The organism is Desulfovibrio sp. 1214_IL3152 (assembly GCF_036763055.1).
Classification (GTDB): Bacteria; Desulfobacterota; Desulfovibrionia; order Desulfovibrionales; family Desulfovibrionaceae; genus Desulfovibrio.
The window spans coordinates 1-2480 of record NZ_JBAIYW010000620.1 but is presented as its reverse complement, the minus strand read 5'-3'; the positions used below and the strand labels follow the sequence as shown (position 1 = coordinate 2480).

2 protein-coding genes and 1 pseudogene are annotated in these 2480 nt (G+C 59.5%); all 3 read right to left on the bottom strand.

The window, feature by feature from the left end:
- Nucleotides 1–147 precede the first annotated feature (147 nt).
- Nucleotides 148–1152, bottom strand: a complete 1005-nt coding sequence (locus tag V6C07_RS12980) for an inorganic phosphate transporter (RefSeq protein ID WP_333536896.1) — start codon at nucleotides 1150–1152, stop codon at nucleotides 148–150.
- Nucleotides 1145–1774, bottom strand: a complete 630-nt coding sequence (locus V6C07_RS12975) for a DUF47 domain-containing protein (protein ID WP_333536895.1) — start codon at nucleotides 1772–1774, stop codon at nucleotides 1145–1147. The genes V6C07_RS12980 and V6C07_RS12975 overlap by 8 nt, the downstream gene beginning before the upstream one ends.
- A 244-nt stretch (nucleotides 1775–2018) precedes the next feature.
- Nucleotides 2019–2480: pseudogene (locus V6C07_RS12970) on the bottom strand (hypothetical protein); the annotation flags it as partial.

Sequence of the window (2480 nt, the reverse complement as noted above, 5' to 3'; positions counted from 1 at the left end):
CGCGGCAACGTGCCTGCCGCCTGCCCTGGCCTGCCCTGCCGGAAGCCCTTTCCGCCCGCGAGCAAGATTTTGCTGAAGAAAGCGAGAGCGGCCCACAGTGCGTGGGCCGCTCTCGCAGCAGAATTTTTCTGTCGGCGCGTTTTTGGGCTAGTTCCAGATAAAATGCAGCAACCAGTAAGAGACAAAACCGATGCCGCCTGCGGCGGGCAGGGTAAGCACCCAGGCCGTGACAAGACTTCCGGCCACATTCCAGCGCACCGCCGAAAGGCGCTTGGTGGAACCAACGCCAAAGATGCATGCCGAGATGGTGTGGGTGGTGCTCACGGGAGCGCCCAGCATGGAGGCCCCCGTAATAACCATCGCCGCCGATGTTTCAGCCGCAAAGCCGTGTACCGGCTCCAGCTTGAAAATGCGATGACCCATGGTTTTCACGATTTTCCAGCCGCCCACGGCGGTTCCCAGAGCCATGGCCCCGGCGCAGGACAGCTTGACCCACAACGGCACTTCCACAGCGTCAATCTTGCCGAAAATGAGCAGGGCCAGGGTAATGATGCCCATGGTTTTCTGGGCGTCGTTAAGCCCGTGGCTGGTCGCCATAAAGGCGGCGGACACAAGCTGCAGCCGCCGAAAAACGCCGTTGACCGTGCGCCGGTGCATGCGGGCGCAACTCCAGAAAATAATCCACATGATCAGGTAGCCCACCAGAAAACCAGCCAGAGGCGAGGCCACCAGCGGAATGAGCACCTTGTCCACAATGCCGCCGCCATTGAGCGCGCCAAAGCCGGCATCGGCCACTGCCGCGCCGATCAGCCCGCCGATAAGGGCGTGGGAAGAGGAAGAGGGAATGCCGAAATACCAGGTTATGCAGTTCCAGCTGATGGCCCCTACCAGAGCGGCCAGCACAAGCACATGACTGCCCTCCACCACGTGGGGCAGCACGATGCCGCTGCCCAGTGTCTTGGCAACCTCGGTACCAAGCAACGCGCCGCCAAGATTCAACAGGGCCGCAGCCCCCACGGCAAAACGCGGTGTGACCACCTTGGTGGATACCACCGTGGCAATGGCGTTGGCGCAGTCGTGCGCGCCGTTGGTAAAATCGAATATCAGGGCCACCAGCACGATGAGCGCCAGCAGCACGGGAATATCAAACATTTTTCAGCACCGCTTCCTCGATGGTTTCCGCCAGCGCATTGACCTGCTCAAGCAGGATGCTCATGCGCTCATACGCCTGACTCCATTTGAGCGTCCGCATGATCTGCGGCACGGTGATCTCCTGCTGCTCATCAAGCAGTTCCGCCAGCCCCACGGCCAGCAGCATGTCGCACTCGCCCCGCAAGTTACGGAAAGCGCGGGTTTTATGACAATCGCGCCGGTGCGCCAGCCCTTCAAGCATAAGGCGGCTCAGGTCCAGCATGGCGCTGATGGTGCGGCCCATTTGCAGAGCGGGAAAACGTATGCCGGTAAACTCAAAAATATGCAGACGGGTGCTGAGACTGTGCAGACAGTCCATGCATTCTTCCTGCTCCTGATTGATGCGCAGGATGTCCTCACGATCAATGGGAGTGATGAAGGTTTGCGACAGGTCCCGGATTATCTGGCTGTGCAGAACGTCAGCCGCTTCCTCAAGAAAAGCTATTTCTTTATGCACGCGGTCCATATTGGCCACGTCTTCAAGCATCTCAACCAGCAGGCCCGCCATGCGGCGCAGAAGGCCGTTCTGCTCCTCCAGCATGGCAAAAAACGGTGCGGACTTGGGCAACAACGCAGGGAACATCCTCGCTCCTTGGGTCGGTATCAGCTCACATGGTACTTTTCCACGCGCCATACCGGTTGACGTTCCGGCGATCGCCCGTCCATCGGGCCGCCGTCTTTCTACCCGCCAAATGTATACTCACAGGGAAGATGTGCCAAGACTTCCTGCACCGGACAAATAAAACTTTTATTTCCTATAAATATATCGCTTTTAATTTCAACATATTATAGATGTTATTTTTATATAAAAAATACTGTTCGAGCACTCAACGTCCCTGTAGCCAAGGCGCTCCACCGGGTAAAACTCCGGCCAGCCAGACCCGCACCAGTTGCATGAGGGTGTCGGGCAAAGGCCAGGGCGGATCATCCGTCACTGCCGCACCGGGCAGGCGCAGTCCCCCGTGATGCAAAAAAAATCCAGCGGCATGAGGCAGCGAACAAAAAGCGGGACGCCACGCCGTATTGCCTGCTGCCGGGTGTCCGCCGGACAGCACCGGGGAAAGAGAGCCGTCTGGGCCGCCATACTCTCCCGCCCCCCCATACAGGCTGTCTCCCCACAGAGCATGCCCCAATCCCGCCGCATGCGCGCGTATCTGATGGCGCGCGCCCCGGCGTATGCGGCAGGCCGCCAGCGTAAGCCCGCTTGCGGGAACCGTAAGCCCTGCCGCAGGAAAAGGCAGCCCGCTTGTGGGAAAAGGCTCGCCTGCCCCGGATTTTGCAGCGCAAGC

Bases quoted from the DNA above. Each gene is read 5' to 3' on its own strand.
- V6C07_RS12980 (WP_333536896.1), bottom strand. From the start codon at position 1,152: ATGTTTGATATTCCCGTGCTGCTGGCGCTCATCGTGCTGGTGGCCCTG.
- V6C07_RS12975 (WP_333536895.1), bottom strand. From the start codon at position 1,774: ATGTTCCCTGCGTTGTTGCCCAAGTCCGCACCGTTTTTTGCCATGCTG.